The 22,881-nt window shown below is 52.7% G+C and carries 24 protein-coding genes; 20 read left to right on the top strand and 4 right to left on the bottom strand.

Annotated features, from left to right (window positions below):
* Positions 1-15: 15 nt before the first annotated feature.
* From fliE to AC5DDB_RS02675, 20 genes are all read left to right on the top strand, one after another.
* A complete protein-coding gene (fliE, locus tag AC5DDB_RS02770; RefSeq protein ID WP_491738146.1) occupies positions 16-324 on the top strand; it encodes a flagellar hook-basal body complex protein FliE in 309 nt (102 codons plus the stop codon).
* Between the two features lie 77 nt (positions 325-401).
* A complete protein-coding gene (locus AC5DDB_RS02765; protein WP_491738145.1) occupies positions 402-2,015 on the top strand; it encodes a hypothetical protein in 1,614 nt (537 codons plus the stop codon).
* Positions 2,016-2,140: 125 nt separating this feature from the next.
* Positions 2,141-3,136 (top strand): flagellar motor switch protein FliG, encoded by a 996-nt coding sequence (gene fliG / locus AC5DDB_RS02760; RefSeq protein ID WP_491738144.1) that lies wholly within the window; start codon positions 2,141-2,143, stop codon positions 3,134-3,136.
* Between the two features lie 137 nt (positions 3,137-3,273).
* Positions 3,274-3,993, top strand: coding sequence for a FliH/SctL family protein (locus tag AC5DDB_RS02755; protein ID WP_491738143.1), 720 nt, complete (start codon positions 3,274-3,276; stop codon positions 3,991-3,993).
* Positions 3,990-5,348, top strand: coding sequence for a FliI/YscN family ATPase (locus AC5DDB_RS02750; RefSeq protein WP_491738142.1), 1,359 nt, complete (start codon positions 3,990-3,992; stop codon positions 5,346-5,348). Before AC5DDB_RS02755 ends, AC5DDB_RS02750 begins: the two co-directional genes overlap by 4 nt.
* Before the next feature lie 32 nt (positions 5,349-5,380).
* Positions 5,381-5,827 carry a flagellar export protein FliJ gene (locus tag AC5DDB_RS02745; protein ID WP_491738141.1) on the top strand — a complete coding sequence of 149 codons (447 nt, stop codon included), beginning with the start codon at positions 5,381-5,383 and terminating at the stop codon, positions 5,825-5,827.
* Positions 5,824-6,486 carry a hypothetical protein gene (locus AC5DDB_RS02740; RefSeq protein WP_491738140.1) on the top strand — a complete coding sequence of 221 codons (663 nt, stop codon included), beginning with the start codon at positions 5,824-5,826 and terminating at the stop codon, positions 6,484-6,486. Before AC5DDB_RS02745 ends, AC5DDB_RS02740 begins: the two co-directional genes overlap by 4 nt.
* Before the next feature lie 45 nt (positions 6,487-6,531).
* Entirely contained in the window at positions 6,532-8,298 is a 1,767-nt protein-coding gene (locus tag AC5DDB_RS02735; protein ID WP_491738139.1) for a flagellar hook-length control protein FliK, read from the top strand.
* Between the two features lie 121 nt (positions 8,299-8,419).
* A complete protein-coding gene (locus tag AC5DDB_RS02730; protein WP_491738138.1) occupies positions 8,420-8,842 on the top strand; it encodes a flagellar hook assembly protein FlgD in 423 nt (140 codons plus the stop codon).
* Positions 8,843-8,983: 141 nt separating this feature from the next.
* Complete coding sequence (locus AC5DDB_RS02725; RefSeq protein WP_491738137.1) at positions 8,984-10,681, top strand: flagellar hook-basal body complex protein; 1,698 nt, start codon at positions 8,984-8,986, stop codon at positions 10,679-10,681.
* 11 nt (positions 10,682-10,692) lie between these two features.
* Positions 10,693-10,911, top strand: a complete 219-nt coding sequence (locus AC5DDB_RS02720; RefSeq protein ID WP_491738136.1) for a flagellar FlbD family protein — start codon at positions 10,693-10,695, stop codon at positions 10,909-10,911.
* Positions 10,912-11,055: 144 nt separating this feature from the next.
* Positions 11,056-11,844 carry a motility protein A gene (locus tag AC5DDB_RS02715; RefSeq protein ID WP_491738135.1) on the top strand — a complete coding sequence of 263 codons (789 nt, stop codon included), beginning with the start codon at positions 11,056-11,058 and terminating at the stop codon, positions 11,842-11,844.
* 68 nt (positions 11,845-11,912) lie between these two features.
* Positions 11,913-12,683 carry an OmpA/MotB family protein gene (locus AC5DDB_RS02710; protein ID WP_491738134.1) on the top strand — a complete coding sequence of 257 codons (771 nt, stop codon included), beginning with the start codon at positions 11,913-11,915 and terminating at the stop codon, positions 12,681-12,683.
* Between the two features lie 140 nt (positions 12,684-12,823).
* The gene (locus AC5DDB_RS02705; protein ID WP_491738133.1) at positions 12,824-13,273 is read left to right on the top strand and encodes a flagellar basal body-associated FliL family protein; all 450 of its coding nucleotides are present in this window, start codon (positions 12,824-12,826) and stop codon (positions 13,271-13,273) included.
* 110 nt (positions 13,274-13,383) lie between these two features.
* The gene (gene fliN / locus AC5DDB_RS02700; RefSeq protein WP_491738132.1) at positions 13,384-13,956 is read left to right on the top strand and encodes a flagellar motor switch protein FliN; all 573 of its coding nucleotides are present in this window, start codon (positions 13,384-13,386) and stop codon (positions 13,954-13,956) included.
* Positions 13,957-14,251: 295 nt separating this feature from the next.
* Positions 14,252-14,866: a FliO/MopB family protein gene (locus tag AC5DDB_RS02695; RefSeq protein ID WP_491738131.1), complete on the top strand. Its 615-nt coding sequence runs from the start codon at positions 14,252-14,254 to the stop codon at positions 14,864-14,866.
* A 40-nt stretch (positions 14,867-14,906) separates the two neighbouring features.
* Complete coding sequence (gene fliP / locus AC5DDB_RS02690) at positions 14,907-15,815, top strand: flagellar type III secretion system pore protein FliP (protein ID WP_491738130.1); 909 nt, start codon at positions 14,907-14,909, stop codon at positions 15,813-15,815.
* A 150-nt stretch (positions 15,816-15,965) separates the two neighbouring features.
* Positions 15,966-16,247: a flagellar biosynthesis protein FliQ gene (fliQ, locus tag AC5DDB_RS02685; RefSeq protein ID WP_491738129.1), complete on the top strand. Its 282-nt coding sequence runs from the start codon at positions 15,966-15,968 to the stop codon at positions 16,245-16,247.
* Between the two features lie 11 nt (positions 16,248-16,258).
* Positions 16,259-17,230, top strand: a complete 972-nt coding sequence (locus AC5DDB_RS02680; RefSeq protein WP_491738128.1) for a flagellar biosynthetic protein FliR — start codon at positions 16,259-16,261, stop codon at positions 17,228-17,230.
* Between the two features lie 9 nt (positions 17,231-17,239).
* The gene (locus AC5DDB_RS02675; RefSeq protein ID WP_491738127.1) at positions 17,240-18,376 is read left to right on the top strand and encodes an EscU/YscU/HrcU family type III secretion system export apparatus switch protein; all 1,137 of its coding nucleotides are present in this window, start codon (positions 17,240-17,242) and stop codon (positions 18,374-18,376) included.
* Positions 18,377-18,426: 50 nt separating this feature from the next.
* On the opposite strand, the gene AC5DDB_RS02670 is transcribed toward AC5DDB_RS02675, so the two are convergent.
* The 4 genes from AC5DDB_RS02670 to AC5DDB_RS02655 all read right to left on the bottom strand — a co-directional run bounded on the left by AC5DDB_RS02670 (position 18,427) and on the right by AC5DDB_RS02655 (position 22,833).
* The gene (locus AC5DDB_RS02670; RefSeq protein WP_491738126.1) at positions 18,427-20,184 is read right to left on the bottom strand and encodes an L-lactate permease; all 1,758 of its coding nucleotides are present in this window, start codon (positions 20,182-20,184) and stop codon (positions 18,427-18,429) included.
* Positions 20,185-20,476: 292 nt separating this feature from the next.
* A complete protein-coding gene (locus AC5DDB_RS02665) occupies positions 20,477-21,469 on the bottom strand; it encodes a PfkB family carbohydrate kinase (protein WP_491738125.1) in 993 nt (330 codons plus the stop codon).
* Between the two features lie 29 nt (positions 21,470-21,498).
* Positions 21,499-22,278, bottom strand: coding sequence for a C39 family peptidase (locus AC5DDB_RS02660; RefSeq protein ID WP_491738124.1), 780 nt, complete (start codon positions 22,276-22,278; stop codon positions 21,499-21,501).
* Between the two features lie 339 nt (positions 22,279-22,617).
* A complete protein-coding gene (locus tag AC5DDB_RS02655; RefSeq protein WP_491738123.1) occupies positions 22,618-22,833 on the bottom strand; it encodes a hypothetical protein in 216 nt (71 codons plus the stop codon).
* Between the last annotated feature and the right edge of the window lie 48 nt (positions 22,834-22,881).

Raw genomic sequence — 22,881 nt, 5'->3', positions numbered from 1 at the left:
AGGATGGGCTGACAAATGCCTTCACCAATCTCACCATCAGCGATTCCGACTCAGTTGTTGGATCTGACGAGTTCCGCGAAGGACGTCCAACCGAGCGGCTCGACAGGCGACTTTCAGCAGCTCTTAATGAATCTTGTGAGTAACACCGCTGAACTACAGAGCCAGTCTCAGCATGCGATCGAAAGTCAAATGCTTGGTGAGGGCATAACGCAGGTCGAAGTATTGTCTGCTGTCAAGAAAGCTGATCTTGCACTGCGTCTTATGATGCAGATTCGAAATAAAGTTCTCGAGGCCTACAACGAAGTTCAGCAGATTCGAATGTAGAGATAGATTTCGGCGGCTATTAGTCGATCATTCCTACGACGATTGTCGAGTTTTATAACCACCCACTGAACGAGATCATGGCAGCGACACCACCCGCGTCTATTGGCAAGCGAATCTTCGATTCGATCAAAACGATGCCCCCGAGTCAGCAAGGCACGTTGGCGGTCGTTTCGTGCTTGCTTGTGGCTGCATTTGGTTACCTGATGCTTTCCGGGCCATCGACAGCCATGGTTCCGCTTTCCTGGGGGAAAACGTTTACAACCGAAGAGTTGATGAACGCCGAGCAAACGCTGCTTGACGCGGGCTTCTCGGATTTTGAACGCAACGGTCAAAAGTTAATGGTGCCGAAAGCCAGTGCGGAACGCTATAACGCGGCCCTTCTTGAAGGAGGAACTCTTCCTCAAGGTTGGGGATCGGAACTAGCCACTCAGTTCGAAAAATCAAACGGGGTCTTCGAAAGTTCCCGAACCGCAGAGGAACGGAATCGGATTGCACTCGCGAATGTTTTGCAGCGGACCATTCAGGCTGTGCCAGATATCGAGCATGCGAGTTGTGTTTGGGCTCGTTCCAAACCGGGGCGTTGGCCACACAATGATACACGAGTCACAGCGACCGTTAGTGTCCGTCCCAAGCGTGGGCGAACATTAACTCCGCAGCTTGTCGAATCCTTGCGTCTCGCTGTCGTCGGGATGATTCCTGACTTGGAAAAAGCGAATGTCACAGTCTTTGATCAATCGACGGGAACCTCGCACCAGCCAGCTCCCGAGAACAGTCCCTTTGATTCCACAATCATGCAGCGAATTCGAGATTTCTCGCAAGAGTATCAGTCTCGAATTCAAGCGGCCTTGGCGTACATCCCGGGGGCAATTGTTTCCGTGAATGTTGATATCAACGATGTCAAGTCACACATCGAGCGGAGCCAGAAACTCAATCCTAAAGAGACTGTGACAAGCTATTCCGCGAGTCGAATTCGTGACGAGAAGTTTCGGCAAGAGCGTGTCGGCGGCGAACCGGGTGTTCAAAATAACCAACCGCGGAGTCTTGATTTAAATAGTGAGCCAGAGCGGTCTCGGGCCGTTGCGGAAGAAGATTCTACAACGACGACGGTCCCTTCCTTTACAGTGACTAATCAGGAATTTTTCGCCGCTATGCCGAAGGCGGTTCAAGTCTCGATCAAGCTTCCACATGACTACTATGAAGCAATTGCCGAGAAACGAGGACTAGCACTAGGAACGACAGACGAAGAGAAAGCTCAATTTGACGCAGCTGTCAAAGCCATTGAAACAGAAGAACTCGCAAAGGTGCAGTCAACGGTAGCCGTATTGATTCCGGCAAACTCTCCGGCATCGGCAATCAACGTGAGTAGCTACTTCGCCTTGGAGCCTGACATCGTCGATGTCGCCCCGTCACTGATGACTCAGGCGACGTCTTTTGCAGATCAATGGGGCAATACAATTGTCCTAGCGGGATTTACATTCTTCGTTCTTTGGATGCTACGCAAGAACTTCCCCAAACTGCCGGAGGAGGAAGTCGATTTGAGTCGAGATTTGATTGACTCCGGGAGTCCAGCTGAAGCAGAGGCCGATGCACCGACGCATGAGCCAACGAAGCGGGAGACACTCCAAGAGATGGTCAAAGGTAATCCCGAAATGGCAGCAAACATCATCTCGGATTGGCTTCAGGAAGCGTGAGTTATTGTGTGGATTTGGGTTTGTAGCCTAAGCAATAGATCGATCAGAACTGGAAAAGGTCTTTGCTAACGCGTCATGAGACGGAAAACACTAAGACTTGTAAACAACTGCTCTAGGGACAACGAATGAGTGAAGTTCGGAAGGCGGCCGTCCTGTTATTGAGCCTCGACAAGCAACTTGCGGCTTCGGTGCTAGGCCAAGTCCGTAAAGATCTGGTCGAGAAGTTAATGTTGGAAGTGGCGAAACTTCAGGACGTGCCTGAAGAGGAGCAAGTGCGTGTGATCGAAGAGTTCGCGACAACTGCGAAAGTTCGTTCGCACATCGAACGTGGCGGGATTGATTTTGCCGACCAACTCTTGCGGGAGTCGCTAGGGGAAGATGGTGCCGATGCCATTCTCGACAACGTCCGGCAATCGCTAAGTTCGGTTCCATTTGGCTTTCTCCAAAAAGTCGGTGCCGACAACTTGATCACATTTATTCAAGAAGAGCATCCGCAAACGATTGCTCTCATCATGTCTCACTTGCCCGCGGGACTTGCAGCCGAGGTATTGAGCGGATTGTCTGCGAGCAAGCAATTGGAGGTCATCCGTCGAGTTGCCAGTATGGAGCAAACGAGCCCTGAAGTTGTGGAAGACGTCGAACGGACGTTGCGAAAGCGGATGCAGTCCTCGTTTAGTCAACAACTCGAGAAGGCTGGCGGTGTTCCGATGGTCGCTCAGATTCTGAACGTAACCGATCGCATGACCAACCGTGCAATTCTCGAGACGCTTGAAGATGACGATAGTGAACTCGTCGATGAGATCAAACGTCTGATGTTCGTCTTTGATGACTTGTTAAAGCTGGATGATAAAGCCATTCAAGTCTTGCTCAAAGAAGTTGATAGTAAGCAGTGGGCTATCGCCTTGAAGGGAGCTTCGCAGGAGATTCGGGATCGTGTGTTAGGGAACCTTTCTCAGCGAGCGGCGGAGTTACTGAAAGAGGAAATGGAATACCTTGGTCCGGTCAAAGTCAGCGATGTCGAAGCGAATCAGCAAGAAATTGTGGACACGGTTCGCAGACTCGAAGAAACCGGCGAGATCGAGGTCTCCGGAGGGGCTGATGGAGATCAGTATATCTCGTAGTAACGGTGTTGCTTGCCTGGAGTGTTTGAACTATGGAGTCACACCCGTGGTCGAGAATGCGGGTTTGTAATCGCTCTGAGTTCTAGTTTTCGGCTTAGTCCGAATTGTATGTTATCTCTGAATTGAAGTTGTATGTCATGGGGCAACCTGAGACGAAACGAGTTCTGAAGGCTGATACCACGCACTCGTTACAGTACGAGGTTGCCTATAACTTCGAAGACCTCGAACGCCGATGCGAACAGTACCTTGAGCAAGTTCGCGAGAAGACGCGCGGAGTGATTGTCGAAGCGCAAGCCGAAGCGGATTTGATTCGGAAGACGGCTCAGTCCGAGGGGTACGACGCGGGCTACCAAGCGGGACTGCAGAAGGCCGAACAAGAAGTTCAGAATCGGATCAATACCGAAGTCCGCAAACAGGTCGCTCAGAAACTTCAGCCATCACTGCCACTCATTCAGAACGTCGCCGAATCAATGGCCACTCAAAAGATGGAGTGGTTTTCCGAATGGGAAACGAAGGGGGTGACTTTAGCGATTGCGATCGCGGAACGAATTCTGCATTTGAAGCTGTCTGCTCATCCGGAAGGTGTCGTTTCATTGATGCAGGAAGTCTTGGAAATGGTGACCGGCGAGTCGCAAGTGAGTATTCACATACACCCAGACGATGCGGCATTGCTTGAGGAGCAAGATATCGACTTGAACTCGCTATTCCGTTCCTCAGGTGGTGTTCGAGTGCAAGCCGATGACTCGATCACGCGTGGAGGATGTTTCGTGCGGACCGAACATGGTGAGATCGATGCGCGACTCGAAACCCAGCTCGGTCGACTCGCCGAAGAGCTTTTGCCGGGGCATGACGCATGATGGACTATCATCAGCAACTTGCACAGGCGGTCCCGTTCGGGCTGGTCGGCCAAGTTTCGCGAGTGGTCGGGTTGACAGCTTCCGTTGTGGGTTTTCCGGCTCCGCTCGGTGCGGTTTGTCAAATTGATCGCGGTCATGGCGAACCGGTCGTCGGGGAAGTCGTGGGGTTTCGTGATGGCGAGGCCTTGTTGCTTTCGTATGGAGATCTCGCGGGTGTACGGCGAGGCAACCGGGTTCATCTGCAGCAGTCATCGCCCACCGTTCGTGTTGGGCCAGGTTTGCTCGGACGTGTGATTGACGCCCGAGGACGGTTTCTTGACGATGGTCCCCGGACGCCCTGCCCGGCTTGCGTCAACTTGCAAACGCCTCCGACTCCGCCGTTGGAACGCCCAAGGATTCACCAGCCATTACAAACTGGGGTCCGCGTACTCGACGGGTTTTTGACATGCGGTGTTGGCCAACGTCTGGGGATTTTTGCCGGGAGCGGTGTCGGGAAGAGCACGCTTTTGGGACAGATTGCCCGGTTCAGTTCGGCGGATGTGAATGTGGTCACGCTGGTTGGTGAGCGTGGTCGGGAAGTGCGGGAGTTCCTCGAACGTGACCTTGGCCCCGAAGGTTTGGCACGAAGTGTCGTGATCGTCGCAACAGGTGACGAGCCGGCATTGCTTCGACTTAGAGCCGCCTATCTAGGCACTGCTATTGCGGAGTACTTTCGTGATCTCGGGCGAAATGTGCTGTTGATGATGGACAGTGTGACACGGTTTGCCCTTGCTGGACGAGAGATCGGATTGGCTGCTGGCGAGCCACCGGCGACACGTGGTTATCCGCCGAGTGTCTTCTCGCTGCTCCCTCGGCTACTCGAAAGAAGCGGTTTGAACGGACGGGGAAGTATCACGGGTCTCTATACCGTTTTGGTGGAAGGGGACGATACCAACGAACCTGTCTCGGATACCGTACGCGGGATTCTGGACGGACATATTATGTTGTCTCGCAAACTCGCTCACCAATCTCATTGGCCGGCCGTTGATGTCTTGCACAGTATCAGTCGGTCAATGAACGACCTCGTCACTCCGAAGCATCGTCAGTCGGCGGATAGTTTAAGACGAATGCTTGCGGCGCGAAGAGAGGCGGAAGATTTGATCGCCGTCGGTGCGTACCGCCCCGGTTCCGATGCGCTTGTCGATCAGTCGTTACAGTTGGACGAGCCGATTCGCAAATTTCTTCACCAGTCCTCAACCGAGCAGACCTCGCTCGATCAAACGATCAATGAACTCTGTCGACTAGAAGCCGCCCGAGCCTCGTTGCCGAAGCAAGATGCCAAACCAAAACCCAATCGACCTGTAAACGCTGCATGAGTTTTCAGTCGCCTATTCTTGATTGAATCCAGATGTCGTTTCAGTTTCGCTTACAAGCACTCCTTGAACTGAGAGCACGAACTCGTGACACCGCTCGTCAGAATCTCGCCGATGCGCTCGCCGCTCAACGCGAAATTGACGCACGGCGGAACGAAGTGTCTGGGGATATTCGTCAGCACGAGGATCGCACTCGGCAACTTGCAACTGGCCGAATCAATATCGCGCAATTGAATCGACAAAGGCATTACCTGACTCATCTCGGGCAAACACTTCGCGATTCCGAGAAAGAAGCTGCCGAGGCCGCTAAGGTGGTCGAGCAGCGTCAAAATGAGTTGGCGATCGCAGAACAAGAAGTGCGACTTCTAGAAAAACTTCGGGACAAACAAAGCGAAGAATTTTATCGCGGCCAAGAGAAAAAGGCCGAGTTGCAACGCGAGGAGGCCTGGCTCAACTCTCGTTCAAGTGAGACGCCATCATGATTCGGAAGCTACTCTCGTTACTCGGAATGTGTTGTTTAGTCATCGTTACTGTCGAATTAGCCGGGCTTGCGTATCTCTGGTTCGGCGGTGAGCTGAACTCAAAGCGATTGCAACGGATGCGACTTGCCTGGCAGGACGCGCCAGTGAATGAACTCGAGGGAGACGAGTCGGCAGAAGATCGCGGAATTGATACGAAGTTGATCATGCAGCAACGGGTTCTCCGCGCGTTCGACCTAGAATCCCGCGCCCGCGAACTTGCGCAACAATCGCAAATGATCGTACGGGAACGAAAGCGGATTCTCGAGAATCGACTAGCATTCCAAGAGCAACAAAAAGCGTTCGAAATGCAGCTCAAACAGGTCCGCGAGGAGATTCAATCCGAAGCCACCGAGCAAGCGCGATCCGTCTTGAGTTCGCTCTCCGCCGGCGATGCCGTTCCGTATCTCATGGCGTTGGAACTCGATCGGAATCTCGTCCTGCTCAAAGAACTTCCCGCAAAGACTTTGGGAAAGATTCTCAAGGAAATGAGCCAGGGTGACGACGAACAAAGGCAGCGGAGTGCGCAGATCTTTGATGCCCTCAGCCGTGGAGAACCGGAACTTTCCGCCACTCGAACCCCTGACCAAACCGCCGCTACGCCTACGCGACCGCTGCAGTAAGGCAGTTTGTTTCGAGCATCCGGGACGGCATTAGGAGTCCGCTGGATGTCGAGTGAAATTGGGTTGCTTACACAAAGTTCTCCGGGTGTGTCTTCCTCAGAGGCACAAAATAAGTCGACACCACGGAAATCGTCTCAAGATTCGACGCCGTCAATCTTCGCCAAGAAGCTTCAGGATCGGCGGTCCACCGATTCCGCAAAGAAGCCCGAGCCGAAACGGCTGAATCGGCCTGCACCACAGCCAGAGACCGATCAAACGCCGACCGCGGAAGATCGTTCGCCAATTGCGAACTCGGTCCAAGCCGACGAACAAAACTCGAAGCCAGAAAGTCATGAGGAACCCGGCGGTGACGTCGGAGAGATTGCTCTCGTGACGTCGGAGGCTCAACAGCCCTTCCCACAGGAATTGCCAACTCGCCAGATTCGGTTGGTGACAGATTCGGTGCCGACGCAAGATGCAAACGCATTTCAGTTCAAAGCGCCGAGCGGGTTTGTTGCTCAGTACACCAGTCAAAATACCGGTGCGGAAGAATCTTCCGAAGCCACAGCGACTGACGAAGCCCCTGAAATCGATTTGCAGATAGACACCATTGAGATCAATTCCAACACGACTCAAACAGACTCGTCGTCAATTGAATCAGATGACTCGGAAGTTTCGCAACGAGAAACGGACGACGGAACAACTCTCGAAAACTCTTCGGATCTCTATCGAAATACTACGATCCGTGAAAACGGCCAAAATCGTTCAGAAGCGGTTGACAACGACGCTGAATCGGCGGGTAGTCCACAGGTGACAGACGATTTCCGTCAGAACAACGATTCTGTTCCAACGGCTTCAGAGATCCCCTCTGAGACTTTTGTCACGACATCAGAGAACTCGAGTGAGGAGTTCTCAACAGAAGTGGAACAAGAGCCAGTCGAGCCGACCGCAGAGGTCACGACGGATCAAACTATCCGACAAGCGACGTCGAATCCTGCAACGGAAAGACCAGTCACAGCAAGGACTGAACCAAGTTCAGCGAAACCTAACAGCTCCGACTCGCATGAGGTGGAGGAAGTCGATTCTCAGAGTTCGCAACACAATTCTTCGGATACGAACTCTTCGGGGTATGCAATCCGACCGAATGACCAACTCGAGACCATCGTGGCGAATCCGCGACCGGAAGTCCGTAAGCAGGTGGCTGTGGACGACGTGGATTCCAACCCGACAGAAACAAAATCAATCGATAGCAACTCGTCGTCGAGCGAAGCCTTGCCACCAGTGACTAACCGGACATCGGCGTTGGCCGGGCGTGAGGTGACTAGTCCACAAACGGAGGGGACTGAGTCTGCTTCGCGAGTGCAAGCACTTGTCGACCGTGTGGCAGAGGCTGTCGAGACAGCTAGTCGTCAGCAATCGACACGTCCTTTGAGAATTCGACTCGATCCCCCGGAACTTGGTGTATTAAGCATTGAAGTTCACAACCAAGGCGGTCAGGTTTCGGCTCGCTTGCAGGTGGAGTCGTCCGCCGCACAGCGTCTGCTGCTTGAACATCTTCCACAACTTCAAGACGCCCTCACCCAGCAAACGGGCGGGACAACCCAAGTCGAAGTGCAACGCGGCGAACCGTCAAACTCCGACTCGCAGCAACATGGGTTCGCCCAGGATCAGTCGAACTCGCGTCAGCAGCAAGAGCGTCATCGGCAAACCGGCTTAGCCGATGGTCCCACACAAGACAGCCCCGAAAAACCTGACGAGATCAATCAGACAACAAGATCGACAGAAGGAAAACCACGAAGGAACGACCTCGTCGGGATCGATATTGAAGTTTAGTCGTCGTGACGATTTTTCTAGAGATCACATACTCGCCTGCAAGTCGTGTTAGGACCGCCAGCATTGACAACTCGGCCTGAATGGTTTTCAAACTGTTACCATAGATTGAGTGAGATTTTCCATGACTGTTAGTGCAACCAGCGCGGCCGGAGCGAGTTCGACAAGTAGCACGCAAACCGGAAAAGGGTTGAATGGGCTCTCGTCAGAGGCGTTCCTCCAGATGATGATCACGCAACTTCAGAACCAAGACCCTCTTGAGCCAACTGGTAACGACGAGTTGCTAAATCAAATCTCACAAATGCGGTCCCTGCAATCAAACATCGAACTCGGCGAGACGCTAACTTCGATCACTAACAATCAGCAACTCTCCTCGGCAGCTTCCTTCATCGGAAAAACGATCACGGCATCGGTACAGACCGCCGCTGGTTCGCGTCAGGTGTCGGGCGTGGTGACGAGAGCATTTGTGGCTGAGGGACAAGCTTTTATTGGAGTCGGGGACGACAGCATTCCGGTGTCTGGCGTTCATACGATTCACCAATCGTAGATCGCCTAATTCAAATCGAACCCTAGTCATCGATTGCGGCGTGCGAATATTCTATTCGCCCACGAGTCCGATTGTGCCGATAGTTAGGCAAGATGTCGGCTTCGTTCGCCGAGATCGCAAAATGAGTTTAGCGAGGATTACATGGGTCTCACATCGGCACTCAATACGTCTTTGAATGGATTGGCGTTGAACGAAACCACGATCGACGTATTGGGCAATAATATTGCCAATGCGAACACGACGGGTTTCAAAGCGTCAAAAGTGCAGTTTGCGACTCAGCTTTCGCGAACGCTGTCCGTCGGTTCTCGGCCGACTGCAACTGACGGCGGAACTAACCCAAGGCAAATCGGTCTCGGAGCAAACGTTTCTGCGATTGTGAAGGACTTTAGCCAGGGATCGATCACGAATAGTACAAGTCCGTCTGACTTGGCGATTGAAGGTGACGGATTCTTCATCCTCGATGGTAATGCTGGCAACATTTATACACGCAGCGGAAACTTCACGCTGAATAGTTCGAGTACGCTCGTCAATGCCGACGGTCTAAGAGTCCAAGGCTATGGGGTTGACGAAGACTTCAATCTCGTTCGAACTCAATTGACTGATATTGAGATTCCGCTTGGAGAACTCAATGTCGCAGAGCGAACGAACAATGTGTCACTCAACGGAGCACTCTATCCCGGGGGGACAGTTTCGCTCAATGGTGCGCTTGTGACAAGTGACCCAATGACTGAGACATCAACCGGCAACCCCGCGACTGTGGCCTCCCTGCTGACTGACTTGGAGGACTCAGGGGGCAATCCACTGTTTCCAGTGGGCGAGACGATCTCTTTCGGCGGACGCAAGGGGGGGCGAACACAGACTCCTCAATCGATGGAGGTTACCGCTTCTTCGACGCTTCAAGAGTTGGTCGACTTGATGCAAGGGGCACTTGGCATTCACTCAGGCGGCACCATTCCTGCGGACGGTAACACCACAACAGCCCCTGGAGTGACAGTAACCGGTGCCGGAGAGTTTCAGATTCTCGGGAACCGAGGAGCAGCAAATGACCTGTTAGTTTCCGGCTCTGATCTTACTGTAACTAACGGTGCCTTAATTGAGCCGACGAGTCTCGTCTTTGACAAGTCTGAATCTGCGATTGGTGAAAGTACCGTGACGGATTTTGTCGTGTTCGACTCTCTCGGCGAACCGTTAACAGTCCGACTGTCTGCCTACCTTGAGTCCAATACACCGAGTTCCACCACGTTTCGCTACTTCTTCGAAAGCGATGATGATAGCGATCTGAGTACGGTGTTAGGTGATGGAACAATTACATTCGACGGTGAAGGCCAGTTGGTCGGCGATGGCGTGCGAACCTTCTCGATTGATCGAAACAACACAGCCGCCATTAGCCCGATGCAGATTCAAGTGGATTTCTCGCAGGTTTCAGGTCTATCCTCTGGGCAAAGTGCTTTGGGGTTGGAATCACAAGACGGTTCCGAGCCAGGAACGTTAACTAGTTTCGTCACGGATGAAACCGGTATTATCAACGGCATCTTCGACAATGGTGTTATTCGCACACTCGGGCAAGTGACCCTTGCACGGTTTTCGAACTCGCAAGGTCTGATTGAAGCTGGTGGGACGAACTATCTCGAAGGTGTGGGAAGTGGCCCGCCATTTATCGTCACGCCTGGAAGTCTCGGAGCTGGCACGGTGCGTTCGGGATCGATCGAGCTTTCGAATACCGATGTCGGGCGGAACCTCGTCGATTTGATCGTGGCCTCAACGAACTACCGTGGTAATGCGAGAGTTATCGGTTCGGTACAAACGCTGGTGGATGAACTTCTCGTTCTCGGGCGGTAGAGGAATAGACGATGATTAAACTAACACGTCTGAGTGGCGAGGAGTTTGTCGTCAATGCCGAGTTGATTCGGATGGTTGAGAGCCGACCGGACACGTTCGTCACACTGACCACCGATGATCGGTTTATAGTTCGCGAAAGTGTCGCAGAGGTCGTGAAACGCAGTCTAGCATACCGCCGTTTAACCAATAGCAGTCTAGCAGACTCGTATCTCGACTCTCGTGCTGCCTAAAGTGGCTCGGCGATCTCGATCATTCGTTTTGTGAGACTATTATCGTTTTGCAAGTTGTGCCTGCTTATAAGAGCTGAGTTGACAGTTTGTAGTCGCGTTGCTGACTAAGAGTCCGAGAGTGTTCATAGCGGAAAGTACGAAGCGATGGACAAAGCGACCATCGGAGGATTAGGGGCAGGTATCTTCCTGCTTATCCTCTCCATCATGATTGCACCGGGGTCGAGCTTCGCCGCGTTTATCGACTATCCGTCGCTAGCCGTTGTTGTGGGTGGTGCAATCTCTGCGACTTTCATTGCGTTTCCGATGGGGACGGTGTTTCAAGTTCACAAAGTGATCTTGAAGAGTTTTTTCCCCAAGCAGCAGCCGTTGACGCCGGTGATCTTTCAGTTAGTCGAGTTCGCAGAACTTGCGCGTCGAGAAGGAATTCTGGCGTTGGAGAGTCGCACGGGGGATATCGAAGATCCGTTCATTCTCCTTGGGATTCAGATGGCGGTGGATGGAACCGATACTGAACTCATGGAGGCGATTCTACGTGCCGAGATGGATGCAATTTCCGGTCGTCATAAGACTGGGAAGTCTCTAATGGATACTGTCGGGCGGTACGCACCGGCTTTCGGCATGATCGGCACTTTGATGGGGCTGATCATTATGCTTGGCAACATGGACGATCCGGAAGCCATCGGCCCGGGGATGGCAGTTGCATTGATCACGACGCTCTATGGGGCAATCGTTTCGAACTTGTTCTTCTTGCCATTCGCCGACAAGCTAGCGTTCTATAGCAAACGCGAAATGGAGATTCGTGAAGTGATCGTTCGCGGGCTGGTAGCCATTCAGGACGGCGACAATCCACGCGTCTTGGAACAAAAGTTAATGACTATGCTTCCACCTGCGGAACGAGCAAAGGCGAATCAGAAACAAGAGGCCGCTGCCTAGGTTCGTTGCTGTCAGCAGCGGTTCTCGTAGTCGGCCCCACCTTCGCCTCAAGAACGGAAAGTTCAAACATGGCTGAAGAAGAGGACGATGTTCCAGGCGTTCCCGAGTGGGTGGTGACGTACGGGGATATGATGTCCCTGCTGCTGACCTTCTTCATTATGCTCGTCTCCTTGAGCGAACTCAAAACGGACAGTGGTTCCGTCCGCGCCGCCCTCGATGCCTTGCGTGAGTCCTTTGGGAACACTGATGGACGGGCAAGCATGCCTGGGCGATCGCTGCAACATACGAGCGAGTTCAACAAGCGTGGCTCCGCCGGCAATACATCCGAAGGTGGTGTCAAACGCGCCGGTCGCGAGTCGAGCGGAAACGCCGGTGAACATACCAGCGGCGAACGAATCAATCATGGCACGCAGTTGACTTTAGGTGGGCCGGTTTTTTTCGATCGCTTTTCTACGGAACTGACGACTCGGATGGAAACCAATCTTCGGGGCGTCGCTAAGGATTTGATTGAACACAATGGTCTGATTGTCGTACGGGGCCACACAACACGGGAACCCCTTCCCGCAGGTGGACTGACAACGCAGAATCAAAACAACGAGCGGCAAACGTTAGTGGACAAAATGGACCTGGCCTTTGCCCGGGCGACGGTTGTGGCGGATGTGCTGATCGCTGAAGGCGTTAGTCCGACAAAGATTCGCGTGAGTGCTGCCGGTGATACGGAAACTCACCTGTTGACTCGCGAAGTCGCTCAACAGGCTCAAAATCGTCGGGTTGACGTATTTACGATTGGTAGCTATAGGGATGCTGAAAACTCGCAGGCACGAGAAAATGGGAACTAAACCACTTAGTTTGTGTAAGTTTCCAGTTTGTGGACAAACACATGCTAAATTGAAAGTGTGAGTATCCCCAATACTTCTCCCGCCATGGTATCGAGCTGATTCATGGCCGGGTGAAAACTGCCTAACCCACTGATTTTGTCATGTTGAAATTGATCATTGTAGTTGTTGTATCAGTTCTCGGGTCCGCCGGCGCGACCTACTTTCTGGTCAAACCAGCAGCTTCGGCTGAAACCGAAGCAACCGCGATTGAAGAGGAACCCGAACCGGATTTGGTCGAGGTGGTAATTGACACTTTCAATGTCAGCAATCGCGTTGCAGCTCCCGGAGCGGTCATTCATATTCGGTTCAAGTTGGTAGCCGGAATCCCCCAGGGGCAAGACATGAGTTTTGACGAGGCCATCAACAAAACAATGTCGGCCCGGGTGCGAGAAGCGATTGTCGGTGTGGCTCGTAGTTGTAGCATGGATGATATTCAAGACCCGGAACTGAACGTCATCAAACGTCAGATCAAAGAGAAGATCAACAAAGTCTTGCGAAAGAGCATGGTCACCGAGATTTTCGTGAGTGACTTTCGCACCATGGAGCAGTAAGTCTCAATCGAGCAAACGTGTCGCTCGTATGAACAGACACGTTGAATCCAGCGGCTGACTGACATCGGTGCCGCTCTCGGTTGAGGCACTTTAAGGGAGACCACACGGACGTGGCCGATCAGGACGATGACCTACTCAGACCGGATGAAATTGAAGCCCTGCTAGGTGCAGCAGGTGATTCCAATGCCGGTTCAGCTTCGGCCCAGGATCCGTCACAGCAACTCGATCCGAGCGAAATCGAGGACTTACTGGCTCAGGCTCAAACAGGCTCTGATCCCTCGTCGACCGATCCCAAGACTGAAGAGTTGTTGGATCAAGCCGAAGCCGACTTGGCGGCTGCTTTGAGTGGCAGTGCTCGATCCGAGAGCCAGCTAGATGCTCAGCAGGCCCAGCCTTTTCAAATGCCCTCGTTTGACAAATCGTCAAGCAATTCAGGGCCGACATTACCGCTGACGTTTTTGCAAGACGTCGAACTCGATTTGCGAATCGAACTTGGGCGTACGGAACTGCTTATTGAAGACATTGTCAAGCTTCGTGAAGGCTCTGTGGTGTCTCTCGATAAGCTCGCCGGCGACCCCGTGGACATTCTCGTCAACGGCCGACTTGTGGCTCGGGGCGAAGTTCTCGTGCTCAATGATAATTTCTGCGTCCGAGTCGCTGAGATTCTTGCACCGACTTTCTAAAGCGGTCGAGTCTCGTGAGTATGCGTTGCTTCTCAAAGACGCAAGGAACGCTATTCTGCCAACCGCTACGGACTCACAATGCGTGGCCAACAGTGCGAACTGCACAGGCTCCCTTGAGTTCGCGCGCGAATCGTTCTTGACAAAACTCGGGGATTCGTAGTAAACACCGTTCAATCAGAACCGGAGTGCTAACGACGGAGTGCTCTAGGCGATGGTCGGATGTGCCGAATTGATCCCCGATGCGAGAGCTACAGATTTCGCGGTCGATCGGAAGTCTATTTCGAAAGGACTCGAAATGCATCGCGCACTGTTAGCGACATGGATTGCAACGGGAACCCTGTTGCTGGCATCGAACGCTCCTGCTCAGGATCTGCGATTTGCAGATCAACGACAGCAACAGCCGGCTTCAATCGGTACGCCAAGTCGCCCGTTGCCGACACGTCCAGAGACGTCTGCTATCGATTCGCTAGAGAACGCCAGCGGTCGAGGTGCTGGCTCGTCATGGGGAACTTTAGTTGCCCTTGCGGTTGTTGTGGGTCTTATACTCGTGACCGCAAAGTTCTGGCGTCGATTCGCACCCACTGCTAGCCAGTCGTTACCGCCAGATGTTGTTCGTATTCTGGGGAAGAAGCCGCTTGATAGTCGGCACTCACTCACGCTGGTGAAGTGTGGTTCGCGAGTTCTTGTGCTTGGCTTTTCTCCCCACGGCATGCATACACTCACGGAAATCACAGAAGCTGCCGAAGTCGATCTCCTAGCCGGACTTTGTACGTTGCCTTCATCTGGAACGCCCGGCACTACCACGTTTGGTGACTTTTGGAAGCGGGCACCTGAGCAAACCAATTCGGCGGTTGATTCGGCTCCCTATGAATCGCCCCAGATGGAGCGATACGCGGATAGTCATGCTTAAGGCACTTTCACGTCGAATCGTAGAACTTTGTGATCAGCCGATGACCGCGCGCCACTTATGTTACTTCGCAGTAGTCGTTGCTTTGTGCGGACTCTTTGCGCCACGAGCCGTCTACTCACAGCAAACTCCCAATGCGCGGGCTTTCGTTCCCCAGCGTCCGTTGGCTCAGCCAAACCAACCGGATCAACAACCCAATGGGCAACCGGTGGCACCCGCCGGACTTCCCAATGTGCCGGAGTTGCTCTCACCAGACGGTCTCCCATCGACACTCAAGATACTCTTGCTGCTGACCATCCTAAGTTTAGCACCGTCGATCTTGATTATGACGACGTGTTTTATCCGTTTCATCGTGGTGATGGGACTATTACGGCAAGCATTAGGCACACAACAACTACCACCCAACCAAGTTGTGATTTCACTGTGTCTATTCCTGACGATGATGGTGATGGGGCCGGTTTGGAAACGTGCGTATGACGAAGGAATCTCGCCCTATACACGAGGTGAGTTGACAGCCCCGGGTGATACGAGCGACGAAACCTTAGCACGCGGCTGGAAACGAACGGCTGCGCCAATTCGCCAGTTTATGGCTGAACAAATCGAACGGACCGGCAATGGCGATACCGTCTGGATGTTCGTGGAATACCACCGCCCTGCTCCCGAGAGTCCTGAATTTCAAAACTATGTAGAACCCCAAAGCTATGATGACCTTCCACTGAGCGTACTAGTCTCGTCCTACATGTTGAGTGAACTCAAAACGGCATTTGTAATCGGCTTCCAGATCTATTTGCCGTTCCTTGTCATTGATATGGTCATTGCATCGATCTTGATCAGCATGGGTATGATGATGTTACCTCCTGTACTGATCTCGTTGCCATTCAAACTATTACTGTTCGTAATGATCGATGGGTGGTATCTGACCGTGGGAATGCTATTAGAAAGCGTTCGCTAATTGATTGTTATCTTTAGAAGCTAGAGCAGTCGACAACCAATTGTTATTATGATTGTCTCACGGAAGTCGACACAACAGTCGAGTCCTGTCTACCGAGGATACAGCAGGCCGTAAGACGGTCTTAGACGAGTTACTGGAACGGATTGTAGGATGACGGCAGATCAAGCAACCGAACTAATGCGTTCAGCCATTCTCTTGTCACTCATCATCGGCTTGCCGGTTATGCTCACTGCGGTTGCAGTCGGTCTTGTGATCAGTGTGTTTCAAGCCGTCACACAGTTGCAGGATCAGACTCTAAGCTTCGTCCCTAAAATTATTGCAATGATGGCAGTGCTCTTATTCGTTCTACCTTGGACCCTGGAGCAGGTTGTCGAGTATTCGCAGGAGGTGTTTGAGAACGTCGCACCCAACCTGACCCAATCTCCATTGTGATCGCCTTGACTATGGGGTTCTTGCAATCATCGTCGATCGCAGATGTTCTGTCGTCTAGCATAGTCGATGGTCTCCTCGTCCGGTTCTACGTTTGGAACTTGGTTTTTGTTCGGCTTAGTGGACTGATGATCGTTGGTCCCCTGTTCGGCACACCTGCAGTTCCGATGAGGGTCCGCGCTCTGATGGTGCTCAGTCTTTCCGTCTTGATTGCTCCGTCAATCTCACTCCAAGAATCAAAAGCCCTCGCGGTTATCGATCGCAATAACGATCAGTTCATTAGCCCAGATGAAGTCCCGGAAAGCTGGCTAGGCCGGTATCGTGTCGCGGTTGGGATTTGGGGGGAAGACTCGGTCGGCATTGCACAATTGGCTGCGATTTGGCGGATCCCGTTGACGATCACTGATTATGCACGAACGATGATCGGTGAAGTGTCGTTGGGATTTGTATTAGGGCTGGGAGTCTTTACGGTACTGTCCGGATTGCAACTCGCAGGAGAGATGATCGACCAACAGGCAGGGACCGCGCTCGGAGAGATTTTCAATCCAGGGCTAGGCACGACTTCAGGTCTCGGTGGACAAGCGATTTATCTCTTTGGAATGACCGTGTTCCTTGTCATGACACCTGTCGGCGGTCATCTGATGATCCTCACCGCTTTACTGGAGACGTTTCAAACACTACCCATCGGCGAGGCGTGGGTATCTGTCGGTGTGATATCGCTCCTTATTGATTTAGTTCATCAGTCGCTCGTGCTAGCGATTCAGGTCGCCGCTCCGGTTCTCGCTACCACATCACTTCTCGCATTGGTAATGGGATTCCTAGGACACACGACACCGCAGATCAACGTGTTGGTCGTTGGCTTCCCGATTCGAGCTATGGCCTCATTGTTGGTTTTCTCATTATCGTTCTCGGGTGCAGCGCGGTTGGTGATCGACTTGATTCCTTTGACGATCCGTGCACTCACGAACGCAATGGCTGCTAGCTAGTGATTCGATATGGCTGATACGTCTCAGGATCGCACCGAGGAACCGACAGAGAATCGTCGGCAGGAAGCGCGTAAACGTGGCCAGGTCCCGAAAAGTTCCGACCTGACGGCTTCCGGTCTCATGCTCGCCGCCGCAACTTCGATCATGATGTTCGGGTTTGAGATAACCCAGGCACTATGTGAGATAACTGCAGGTTCACTCACGAATGCCTCCCCTAGCATTCTTGACAAAAATGCCGCTCTGGTACTTCTCCGCAGTGCTGTCGAGCGGGGTTTGCAGACAGTCCTGCCTCTGATGGTACTGATGTTGCTCGCGGCAGTCGGACTCAATGTGATGCAAGTCGGTTTCCTAGTCACGACCGAGGCCCTGCAACCGAAGTTCTCTCGTTTAAATCCATGGGCAGGATTTCAACGAATCTACTCTGTGCAAGCAGTTGCGAAACTTGGGATGAGTCTTGGGAAACTCGCACTGATCGTCACGATTGCAATTCTGTTCCTAAGCACGATACTGCCATCGCTAGTTCAACTCGGACATGTCGAGTGGGATCCTGAGCGATTGGACGTGGCCAATGGGGCTTTTCGTGAAACTCAAATTGCGGGTGTGCTCTGGACAGGGGTTCGTGACAGTCTCGTTGCGCTGGCGTTTGCGATGGCTTCAGCACTAATTGCTTTAGGCGTCGCTGACTGGGCGTTTCAACGTTGGAAACATACCCAAGATCTCAAGATGACCAAGCAAGAAATTCGCGATGAAATGAAGCAGATGGATGGCGACCCGCATATCAGACAGCGACGTCGTGAGGTTCATCGTAAACTCGCTGAAGCCCGTGAGATTCAGCAAACCGAGACGGCCGATGTCGTCATTACGAACCCGACACACATCTCAGTTGCGATCAAATACGACCCGATGAAATCGTCCGCACCAATCGTGGTTGCGAAAGGACAGGGAGAAATCGCACTCAAAATTCGGCAAATTGCAGCGGCACATGGGATCCCGATTATTGAACGAAAACCACTAGCGCGAGCACTCTATGCACAAGTGAAAGTGGGGCGAGAAATTCCGCTGGAAATGTATGAGGTCTTTGTCGAGATTCTCGCATATGTCTATAGTTTGACTGGCCGACAGCCCAATGAACTGAAGTCGATGTAATCGGTTTGGGACTCTCGGGTCTTATGACTCTCTAAGAGGTTGTAATTTGATTAGGATGCATTGCTAGCTTTGCGAAGCTGACGAACCATGCTGGACACTAGAATCGTCGCGATCAACAAAATGAATAACGAGCCGATGTTGAGTGGGCCTTCTTGGGACCACCAAACGATGCAATAGCCGAGCGAACCTGCTAGAGCTACATAGTACATGAATACGATCGCTGTTTTGCGGATAATCGTCCCCTCGTGACCGAGGAGGCCCACAACTGCAGAGGCTGCGACGACATTGTGGACGCAAATCGTATTGCCCGCGGCCCCGCCGACGGCTTGCAATGCGACAATCCAGACAGGATCGACTAGGATTTTGACGCCGACTTCATACTGAAACAGCGAAAACATCATATTGCTTACGGTGTTGCTCCCAGCGACGGCAGCGCCAATACCACCGATCAGCGGCGCAAATAATGGCCAAGCCGCTCCTGTGAGTTTTTCAATGCCGTTCGCAAGTGCAATGGGCATTTCCGGGTATCCTGCTTGTCCGGCAGAACTATTGATAAAGACTTGAACCATCGGGACAGTGAAGACAAGTGCAATCGATGCTTTAGCGACTGTCGCTAATGACGTTTGCCAAGCACTGCGATAGCTCGTCCAAGTCATTCGGTGAAGCGCGACTGTGGCCAGTGAGACAGCAATAAAGATTGTCCCAGGTAGATACAGTGGTTCGACGGTTCGCGAAATCGATGTTCCTAGGATTGCTGGGAACGGAATCTGTACGGATCGAATCCACTCGAGTATTGGAAGGGCTTTGAGACGGGTGATGACTAGTAGTGCTGCGACAAGTACATAGGGAGACCATGCAAGCCGGCTTGAGATGTTTCGACTTGTCGTGACTCGTTCCGGAGTTTGAGCCCCGATCCAATTCGGGTCCCACTGATCTGATGGCTGGAAAAGCCAAGGCTCGCCAGATGGAATGAGCCAACCGCGTTTGGCAACCGGGATGACGATTGCTAGTCCACATAAGCCGCCGATCAACGAGGGGAACTCTGGCCCAAGCAAGAACGCGACTAAGACATACGGGATTGTCATCGCGAAGGCCGCAAAAATGGCGAATTTCCAGACGGCCAAACCCTCTCCCCACGAGCGGTTCTTTCCAAAGAATCGCGTCATAATTGTCACAAGGGCTAGCGGAATGAAGGTACCGATTAAAGCGTGAAGCACCGCAACGCGAAAGCCGATAAGTGCGATGAACTCCGGCCAAGTGGAACCGGTTTCGATCGTGATATTCCCCGAAAGTCCTGTGCTGACTCCTACGAGTATCGGAGTTCCAACTGCACCAAACGAGACCGGCGTGCTTTGAATAATCAATCCGGAAACGACAGCTGCCATCGGCGGGAACCCGAGGCCAACGAGTAGCGGGACAGCAATGGCCGCAGGCGTTCCAAACCCCGCGGATCCCTCGATGAATGAGCCGAACAGCCACGCCACGATGATGACCTGAATTCGTCGATCAGGACTGATTTGGCTGAACGTCTCGCGAATTCTACCGAGTGCCCCGCTCTGTTCGAGCGTGTTCAATAACAGAATGGCTCCGAAAATAATGTAGAGCAATTCGCCGGCGATAATGAGCCCCTTAAGACTCGCGGCGGAGACATGCGTAATGGGAATCTTCCAGACGAACGCTGCAAGGCAGGTGGCAGTTGCGTAACAGATTGGCATTGCGCGACTGGCTGGCCATCGAAGAACGACCAGGAATAACACGACACTCAAGATCGGTAAGAGTGCGAGGGCGGCGAGCAAACCGGTTGACATGAGGAAATCCTTGCAGACGTGTCGGAGTAGACGCGGACATCTTACAAGGTTGGCGGCGGATTCACGAGCAAGAACCTGGCTTATGACTACTTAAACGACTTACCACAACACACCGTGTCTGAAACGGTGTGTTGGCTTTGTCGTCTAGTCTTCGGCCTGCGACCAATGTGTGCGATACACTTGAGAGCGTGCTAGCACGTACGTCACTTTAGATGTTGTTGTAGTCGAGAGAAAAGACGGTGCTATTTGCCTATCACGAAACAGCAATCAGTATGATCGAAAGCAACTTGCTCTAACGACGTATTCGACCAACGGTGTCACTTTGCGTGAAGCTCTCGACTTCATCGAGTGAGAGTAATGCGAAGTCACCATGTATGGCGTGCGTGAGCGCTGCAGCTGCGGTGGCAAACTCGACGGTGTCTTGCAAACTTTTTTTCTGGAGACGACCAAAGATGAGCCCGGCGGCAAATGCATCACCAGTTCCAATTCGATCGAGTGGCACAAGTTCATAAATACGACTTGTTACCGTTTCGGAGTCTTCAAAGATCGTAGCGTAGTAATGATGCACTCCCAACTTTGTTATCTGCCGGTCCGTGTATGCGACGGTCGAAAGGCTATATTTTTCACTCAATTCTTGAAGACTAGCAGATCCTTGTGAGGAGATGCCAAAGAACGTACTGGCATCGTGTTCGCTACCGATGAAAACGTCGGCAAGTTCAAGATAATGAGGTAGAACTTGGGCAGCTTCTTCGATGCTCCAAAGCTGACTTCGATAGCCGCAATCGAAACTGATTGGAATGCTGAGTTTCCTGGCAGTCTGAATTCCTTCTGTCAGAATCGCCCGCACGTTGTCGCCAATTGCGGGGGCGGTTCCTGTGAAGTGGAACCAGCTGGCGTCCGCGAGAATCGCTTCCCAATTCACATCGCTTGGTTGGAGGGTGCGGAATGCGGTTGCATTGCGATCATAGATAACCTGTCCGCTTCGGGGCGGAACTGGTGACTCGACGAACAGCAAACCGAGTCGTTCGCCGCCACGTATGATCGAATCGGTCTGCACTCCGTATCGGCGAAAGTAATTGACACACGCTTGACCAATCGCATGAGACGGCGCACGGGACACAATCCGGCTCGGGATGTTCCATTGAGCAAGTGCGACTGCAACATTTGCTTCGCCGCCGGTAAAAGACGCTGCGAATTGATCGGTCTGCACGAAACGATTCGAATTCGCGGCGTCTAGACGCATCAGCAATTCACCAAACGCAACCACCGTTCGTGGATTCGCCATGCGTGTCGATTTCCTCAAGGTCAATTATGCTAGGACGGAGTCGCGGAGAATGACGGTAGGATCAACGTGCGGGCCGCAACTCGTTCAATCAGATTGGATTCGACGACTTTACGGCGGATGTCCGGTAGGTGGCCGTCACCGGCGCAGAACACGCACTTCGCCAACGCAATTCGGCCTCTTCCGCCACAGATCTGGCAGTCGGCACCCTGGATTCTTTGACCACGAAGGTCACCATCGAACGACCAAGCCTGATCGAGCGTTTCCGCACGCAACCAGTATTCGCGTCCTAACGGATCGGCCACTCGGAAACGCTGATTGCCCCGCCGACCGATTGCAACCACATAATGCCAAGTTCGGGCCGAACTTCTGACGAGCATAATCGGCGGTCGATTCCGGTTGATCAAATCGACGACGTCGGCCAGTGTCGCGCCGCGTTTCATTTCGGATTCGAGCCCGTGTTCGTACAGTGCTTTCTTCACGCGACTTGGCCATGTGAAGCCGATCTCGTCTTTGCCGAACTTCAGCAGGCGTGTGCCAGCGGTTTGCTTGACGTCTTCGATGTCGGCGGGAATACCGTAGTACTGCAGCAACATCGAGCAACACGTCGGGCCACAACTGATCGGATCGGGCTGCTTGAGAATCGGGAAATTTCGCAGCAACATCAGGCGGCCATCGTCGACCGATTGAGAGAGACGCATCGTCTCGGCATGTGCAGGCACGGGGCTGAGGAGCCAACCGAAGAGACCGAGAACACCGCCGCGAAGGTAATCTCGACGTGTGAGTCGTGATGTTCGAAATGCTTTGGACATGGTAGCCACCATCGTTGATGTGTGAAACCAGTCGCGATTGGGCCGGTTCGCGCGAGAAGCCGACGACGCAGAAAGGCGTTAGGGATTTGATACAACGAATCGGTCAGATCGATTATCGTGATTGAACGAAGACGTCGTCGGTCCCTGTTCGGTTGGAGATTCGGACGTGTGATTTGGCACAATCGGCAAAGTCTGCCCATTTGCAACCAAAACACACGCCCCCGCTAATCTTAGGATGGGTTTTCTTGAGGAGTTTCGACACTTCCGAGCCCAGTTTCTCGGAAAATGTCCGAACTTTTTTAGCGGACCCGATGGTCGATTGATTCTCGGGCCATGCAGTTAGTGAATCGAGTAATACGTCCAGATCGCAGCTAACGACATCACTGCAATGGTGTAGAGGAACAGGATCGTCAGCATCTTACCGATGGCACCACCGGCCTGACTGTCGTCGGCGTCGAATTGTTTCAATTCTTCGTCGTTGAACAAGGGTTCGTCAGTAGCCACTGCCTTCTCCACGGGCTTTTCAGCAACTGCTTCGGTCGATTCTGACGTCATGATTGGTATGTACCTCCAGGTTCGCCGGGGTCGGCGCTCTACTGACTA

This window comes from Thalassoroseus sp. (assembly GCF_984380535.1).
This window is presented reverse-complemented; position numbering and strand designations above follow the sequence as displayed.

Coding starts and splice junctions, on each gene's coding strand:
- AC5DDB_RS02660 (WP_491738124.1), bottom strand. CDS start 22,278: ATGTCCAAAGCATTTCGAACATCACGACTCACACGTCGAGATTACCTT.
- AC5DDB_RS02655 (WP_491738123.1), bottom strand. CDS start 22,833: ATGACGTCAGAATCGACCGAAGCAGTTGCTGAAAAGCCCGTGGAGAAG.
- AC5DDB_RS02730 (WP_491738138.1), top strand. CDS start 8,420: ATGACTGTTAGTGCAACCAGCGCGGCCGGAGCGAGTTCGACAAGTAGC.
- AC5DDB_RS02710 (WP_491738134.1), top strand. CDS start 11,913: ATGGCTGAAGAAGAGGACGATGTTCCAGGCGTTCCCGAGTGGGTGGTG.
- AC5DDB_RS02765 (WP_491738145.1), top strand. CDS start 402: ATGGCAGCGACACCACCCGCGTCTATTGGCAAGCGAATCTTCGATTCG.
- AC5DDB_RS02705 (WP_491738133.1), top strand. CDS start 12,824: ATGTTGAAATTGATCATTGTAGTTGTTGTATCAGTTCTCGGGTCCGCC.
- AC5DDB_RS02715 (WP_491738135.1), top strand. CDS start 11,056: ATGGACAAAGCGACCATCGGAGGATTAGGGGCAGGTATCTTCCTGCTT.
- AC5DDB_RS02735 (WP_491738139.1), top strand. CDS start 6,532: ATGTCGAGTGAAATTGGGTTGCTTACACAAAGTTCTCCGGGTGTGTCT.
- AC5DDB_RS02670 (WP_491738126.1), bottom strand. CDS start 20,184: ATGTCAACCGGTTTGCTCGCCGCCCTCGCACTCTTACCGATCTTGAGT.
- AC5DDB_RS02750 (WP_491738142.1), top strand. CDS start 3,990: ATGATGGACTATCATCAGCAACTTGCACAGGCGGTCCCGTTCGGGCTG.
- AC5DDB_RS02740 (WP_491738140.1), top strand. CDS start 5,824: ATGATTCGGAAGCTACTCTCGTTACTCGGAATGTGTTGTTTAGTCATC.
- AC5DDB_RS02665 (WP_491738125.1), bottom strand. CDS start 21,469: ATGGCGAATCCACGAACGGTGGTTGCGTTTGGTGAATTGCTGATGCGT.
- AC5DDB_RS02720 (WP_491738136.1), top strand. CDS start 10,693: ATGATTAAACTAACACGTCTGAGTGGCGAGGAGTTTGTCGTCAATGCC.
- AC5DDB_RS02675 (WP_491738127.1), top strand. CDS start 17,240: ATGGCTGATACGTCTCAGGATCGCACCGAGGAACCGACAGAGAATCGT.
- AC5DDB_RS02755 (WP_491738143.1), top strand. CDS start 3,274: ATGGGGCAACCTGAGACGAAACGAGTTCTGAAGGCTGATACCACGCAC.
- fliE (WP_491738146.1), top strand. CDS start 16: ATGCCTTCACCAATCTCACCATCAGCGATTCCGACTCAGTTGTTGGAT.
- AC5DDB_RS02680 (WP_491738128.1), top strand. CDS start 16,259: ATGGGGTTCTTGCAATCATCGTCGATCGCAGATGTTCTGTCGTCTAGC.
- fliQ (WP_491738129.1), top strand. CDS start 15,966: ATGACGGCAGATCAAGCAACCGAACTAATGCGTTCAGCCATTCTCTTG.
- AC5DDB_RS02725 (WP_491738137.1), top strand. CDS start 8,984: ATGGGTCTCACATCGGCACTCAATACGTCTTTGAATGGATTGGCGTTG.
- fliP (WP_491738130.1), top strand. CDS start 14,907: ATGACCGCGCGCCACTTATGTTACTTCGCAGTAGTCGTTGCTTTGTGC.
- fliG (WP_491738144.1), top strand. CDS start 2,141: ATGAGTGAAGTTCGGAAGGCGGCCGTCCTGTTATTGAGCCTCGACAAG.
- AC5DDB_RS02745 (WP_491738141.1), top strand. CDS start 5,381: ATGTCGTTTCAGTTTCGCTTACAAGCACTCCTTGAACTGAGAGCACGA.
- AC5DDB_RS02695 (WP_491738131.1), top strand. CDS start 14,252: ATGCATCGCGCACTGTTAGCGACATGGATTGCAACGGGAACCCTGTTG.